At 36.3% G+C, this 5,259-nt stretch carries 7 protein-coding genes; all 7 read right to left on the reverse strand.

Features of this window, described 5'->3' with window-relative positions:
* Window positions 1–308 (reverse strand): 4'-phosphopantetheinyl transferase superfamily protein (locus ACK5ON_RS01865; protein WP_409819320.1); only part of this gene is annotated, 308 nt, incomplete at its 3' end.
* Window positions 305–559: an acyl carrier protein gene (locus ACK5ON_RS01870; protein ID WP_396175404.1), complete on the reverse strand. Its 255-nt coding sequence runs from the start codon at window positions 557–559 to the stop codon at window positions 305–307. The genes ACK5ON_RS01865 and ACK5ON_RS01870, both read right to left, overlap by 4 nt.
* Window positions 560–563: 4 nt before the next feature.
* Window positions 564–1,835 (reverse strand): beta-ketoacyl-[acyl-carrier-protein] synthase family protein, encoded by a 1,272-nt coding sequence (locus ACK5ON_RS01875; RefSeq protein WP_409819324.1) that lies wholly within the window; start codon window positions 1,833–1,835, stop codon window positions 564–566.
* A 146-nt stretch (window positions 1,836–1,981) separates the two neighbouring features.
* On the reverse strand, window positions 1,982–2,410 hold the full coding sequence (locus tag ACK5ON_RS01880; protein WP_396175408.1) for a 3-hydroxyacyl-ACP dehydratase FabZ family protein: 429 nt from the start codon (window positions 2,408–2,410) through the stop codon (window positions 1,982–1,984).
* Window positions 2,411–2,592: 182 nt separating this feature from the next.
* The gene (locus ACK5ON_RS01885) at window positions 2,593–3,642 is read right to left on the reverse strand and encodes a type III polyketide synthase (RefSeq protein ID WP_409819327.1); all 1,050 of its coding nucleotides are present in this window, start codon (window positions 3,640–3,642) and stop codon (window positions 2,593–2,595) included.
* Between the two features lie 240 nt (window positions 3,643–3,882).
* Window positions 3,883–4,596 carry a methyltransferase domain-containing protein gene (locus ACK5ON_RS01890; protein WP_409819330.1) on the reverse strand — a complete coding sequence of 238 codons (714 nt, stop codon included), beginning with the start codon at window positions 4,594–4,596 and terminating at the stop codon, window positions 3,883–3,885.
* A partial coding sequence (locus tag ACK5ON_RS01895) for an NAD(P)/FAD-dependent oxidoreductase (RefSeq protein ID WP_409819332.1) occupies window positions 4,597–5,259 on the reverse strand: 663 nt, incomplete at its 5' end. It abuts the gene before it with no gap.

Genomic DNA, 5,259 nt, shown 5'->3' on the forward strand with positions numbered 1-5,259 from the left:
GCAATAGTGTACACATAATCGGGAGTGATTTCAGTTTGAGTGTAAAAAATGTTGTCTCCAAAAACTACGCGGTCAGCTTCACATTCAAACTGAATTGGATTAAAAACACGTTGTCCACTCGCACGGTTGTAGATTTTATAGCAAGCTTCTTTCCTACTCCACAAGTTCCAAACCATCAGTTCGGGATTATTGGAATTCAAAATAAGGTGTTGCTCTTTATCGGTAAAGAGTTTATGGAGAAAACCTTTGCGTTGCCAATTGCTTTCCTGTTGTGCTAGAGCCAAATCGACTATATCGTTGCCTATCATTTTTCGGCTAATTTGGTTTCAATGATTTCCAAAGTCGCTTTGACATTGATCATTTTCTCCATCGACTCATTATCGATGACTATTCCGAAAGCGTCTTCTACGTCGAGAACAACATCTACTAAATTGGCAGAGTTGATTTGCAAATCGGTGATAAAATCGGTGTCTTCGGTGAGCGTATCAAAAGCTTCTTGGTTTTTAACGAATGGCTTTACAATGTCTTTCAGTTTTTCAATTATCGTTTCTTTGTTCATAGTTTTAATTGTATTTTTTAAATAGTACACAGGCATTAACGTCACCAAAACCAAAACTGGCTTTGGCTACTATATTCAGTTCCTTTTTGATTACTTGTTGTGGAATGCAGTTTTCATCGATAATGGCGGTAATATCAGGATGTAAATCTTCACAATTAATGTTGGGAAAAATAAATCCATGATACAATTGCAACACCGAAGCCACACTTTCCACACTTCCCGAAGCCGATAAACAATGGCCAACCATCGATTTCAAGGAATTGATATAAGGAAACTCTTTCCCACTTAACTTCAAAGCTTCGCTCCAATTTTGTATTTCCAAACCGTCTTTAGAGGTTGCAGTTAAATGGCCGTTGATGGTATCAATGGCATTAGGAGCAACATTGGCATTGGCCAAAGCATCGGTAATGCAACGCTTTACTGCAGTGGCATTGGGTGCTGTCATAGTGCCGCCACCTCGTTGTCCACCCGAATTGATATTGCCACCTATAACTTCTCCGTATATTTTGGCACCACGAGCTACAGCACTTTCTAACTCTTCTAAAAGCAAAGCACCAGCACCGGCGCCGGGAACAAATCCTGAAGCTGAAGCGGACATCGGTCGCGAACCTTTTTCTGGCGTGTCATTGTGTTTAAACGTACAGACTTTCATGGCGTCAAATCCACCCCAAATATAAGGTCCTGAATCGCTAGTGCTTCCCACTAACATTCTTTTGGCTTGTCCTAATTTTATTCTTTCATAGCCCATCAAAATACTTTCCGCTCCGGTTGTGCAAGCAGAAGAATTGGTGGTGACTTGATTGCCTAATCCCAATTTACCACCAAGGTAAGCACTCACGCCACTATTCATCGTTTGCGCCACAGCTGTACTGCCTAATCGTCTGGTTTGGAATTCATCAATCTTATAAATGCTTTCGCGAAATTTATCAATCCCCGAAGTTCCTGTTCCAAAAATGGTTCCACTAGCCCAATCGGGTTCGTTTTTAATAGCTAAAGATAAGCCAGCATCTTGCCAAGCATCCATTCCTGCGATAACGCCATATAGAATTCCAGACGAATTGAAATTGCGCAGTTCTAATTCGGTGAAATAGTGTGATGAAAGTTCGTCTGAGATTTCGGGTTTGCCAGCAATTTGACACGAAAATTGTAAGCGTTCTAATTCTGGATCATGCTTTATACCTGAAATACCATTTTGTATGGCATAGGTAAACGCATCAAGTCCCACTCCATTGGGAGCAACGATACCAAGACCAGTTATGACGACTCTTTTTTTCAAATTCAATTTCAATGTCAATGTCAATTACAATATCAATTTCAATGTCAATGTCAATTACAATATCAATTTCAATTACAATATCAATTTCAATGTCAATGTCAATGTCAATGTCAATTACAATATCAATATCAATGTCAATATCAAGTTTATTTTATTATTCCGGCAATGCTTCCGCTACACACTTCTTCACCGCGTTCATTTTTCATGGACACTTTGCATTTTAATTTTCCAAAACGAAAATAGATTTTCTCTGAAACAACAGTAACCGTTTCATTAGGGAAAACTGGTTGTAAAAATTCGATTTCACTTGATGTTAAGGCAATTAGCGATTTTTTGGTAAACGAAGAGTTGAGAAGATAAATTCCCAAACACACTACGCCTATTTGCGCCATAGTTTCCGTCAAAATAACCCCTGGGGTAACTGGATTGTCTTTGAAATGTCCTTTATAAAAATCCAGTTCTTCGCTGAATGTATAGTTCCCTTCTACTCCATTTTCATTGATGCTCGTTATGGCATCTACAAACAAAAAGGGTTTGGAATAAGGTAAAAGTGTTATGATTTCTTCTTTTGTCATGTTATCATTTTTCATTTCTAAAAGTAAGTAAAAAACCAAATAAACCAAATTGAGACATAGCAAAAAAGAGCTTAATATACCAATTATTTGGTTCCACATGGTTATGATTTACTATACCAAAGCGAAACGCCTCATTAATTTTCAAAAAAACTATGTTTCTAATTGGTTTAAAAATAATGTTTTTAAAATTGCAACAATATTCGTTGGGCCGAAAATCCAGGACCAAAACTGAGCATCAATCCTTTTTCTCCTTTTGCGGGTTGATTGTCCATTATGCGTTCTAGAACATAAAGAACCGTCGCACTCGACATATTGCCATACAATCGTAGCACTTCTTTTGTATCATCTATATTTTTGCCCAAATCGCCAAACAAATCTTCAACCGTTTGCACTATTTTTTTACCACCGGGATGAAAAATTAAATGGTCGATATCGTTTATACTCAAATTATTTTTTTCCAAAAAAGGATGAATAATATTAGGAAAATGAAACGCTATAGTTTCAGGAACCTCAATATCCAAGACCATTTGCAAACCCATATTTGTCAATTTGAAACCCATCATGTGGATCTTATCATAAAAATGATACATGGATTCGTCAACAATTTCTGGACCTTCTTCTTCCTGTGACGAAAGCAACACACAAGCCGCACCATCGCCAAAAATAGCCGCACTAACGATATTCGCCATCGAATAATCATTGAGTTGAAAGGTAGCCGTGGGACTTTCAACCGCAATAACGGCAGCTCTTTTACCCGGATTGGCTTGCAAGAAGTTCTTAGCATAAATGATACCCGATATTCCTGCTGCACATCCCATTTCGGTTACGGGTAAACGAACGATGTCTTGGCGCAATTGTACTTTATTAATCAAATACGCATCGAGTGACGGAATCATAATTCCTGTGCAACTCACTGTGATGATAAAATCTAAATCGGTTGGTTTCCAATTGGCTTTTGCTAATGCTTTGACCAAAACCTTTTCACCTAAATCAATCATCTCCCGAACATAAATGTCATTGCGTGACTCAAAGGAAGTATTGGTAAACACTTCTATTGGATCCATAATGGAATACCGTTTGTCTACCAATGCGCTTTCAAAAATCTTTTTCACTTTCCTAATAAACCGCTCGTCTTGACCGTGAAGCCATGTATCCAGAAAAGGGAGAATTTCCTCTGTGATTCTAGAAAACTTAGGTAATTGCTTGTCAACTGTGTTTATTTTGACACTCATATTTTTTCAAATTCAATGGCAATGGCAATTGCAATGGCAATGGCAAAGTCAAATTCAATGGCAATTTCAATGTCAATGGCAAATTCAATTTCAATGTCAATCTAATTTTAAACCCTTAAACAAACTTAATCTTTTAAACAACTTTAAACCTTTAAACAACTTTAAACCTTTAAAAACCTTAAACTTTTAAACAACTTTAAACTTTTAAACAACCTTAAACTTTTAAACAACTTTAAACCTTTATACCTTTCTAATAATCCATTGGTAGCGAAATGCCCATTTCCATTGGATACTATAGTTTTTAAAATTTGCTTTCTTAGAAAACTGTTCTAATTCTTCTCTTTTAAATCCGCGAAGAATGGAAATTAATCCATCTTTTTTGGACATCTCGCTCAATCGAAACACAAAACACAATGCTTGAAATAATCTGTATGCCAATGCACTTCTCTCTAAATCATTAATCACCATCCCGATACTGGCATTTTTATAAAACAATTGCATTAAAGTTACGATTTCCTCGTCTTTGAAATGATGCAATGTCAATGTACACAACACTATATCATAGTGCAACGTCTCGAAATCGGGGTCAAAAATGTCTTTGCAGCGATAACTGATGTTTTCATATTCTTTTGATAACTGTTGTGCATGACTAATCGTAAATGAGTTAGCATCAATGCCTATTAACTTGAAATGATAATCGTTTTGTTTTCCATATTTTGCTAATGTTCTTAGCATATCGCCATTACCACAACCTACATCTACTATCGTTACTTCCGTTGCTTTTGGAATGTCTTTCAGCAAACTTTGAACACCTTGTAAAGTTAGTTGGTTACCACCTAATAGTTGGTTTATTTTGGCAATTTTATCCAAAGCATTTCGCAATTCTTCTCCTTCCATGGCAAAATCATCCATGATTTCGGGTTCATCTGTGCGGTATTTTGTGTTTATGGCCATTTAATTTTTTATAATGATGAGTTTTCCATGGGTTTTTTTAATAATAAAGGGCAACATAAAAGGTACTTTGATGATAATATTACACAAGAAATCCGTTAGTTTTGGTTTTAATAGAATTTTTGCTAATACTCTCCCTGTTTTTAATCGGGATTTGAAGGTTTTATTCCATTGCTTGGTGTAGGTTTCTTCCAATGATTCTCTTGTCGTTAAGCGTTCGTTTACAAAGTCATTTACAACTTCGGCAGCTATTTTGGCGCTGTGAATTGCCATCGCCATTCCATTGCCGCATAACGGATGAATTAGTCCAGCTGTATCGCCTATCATCAAGATGTGTTGCTCGACTGGTTGTTTTGCTTCGAAAGAAATTTGGCTAATGGTTAGTGGTTTTTCAAACAGTAGTTTACTTTTAATAAATACGTCTTTTAAATATGGATTTTGAACTACTATTTGTTCTTGGTAATCAATACTGTTTTTAAACATTTTAAAGCTTTGGTAACTGGCTAAATAACAAATATTAATTTTATCATCTTCCACTTTAGAAACACCACAGTAGCCACCGTTGAAATTATGCAAACCCACAACATCGTTAGGAAATTCTCCTTCATAATGCGCTTTGATAGCTAACCAAGGTGATTTTTGTTGGATAAAGTTTCTGTTTAAATT

This window comes from Flavobacterium sp. (assembly GCF_046317795.1).
Taxonomy (GTDB): Bacteria; Bacteroidota; Bacteroidia; order Flavobacteriales; family Flavobacteriaceae; genus Flavobacterium.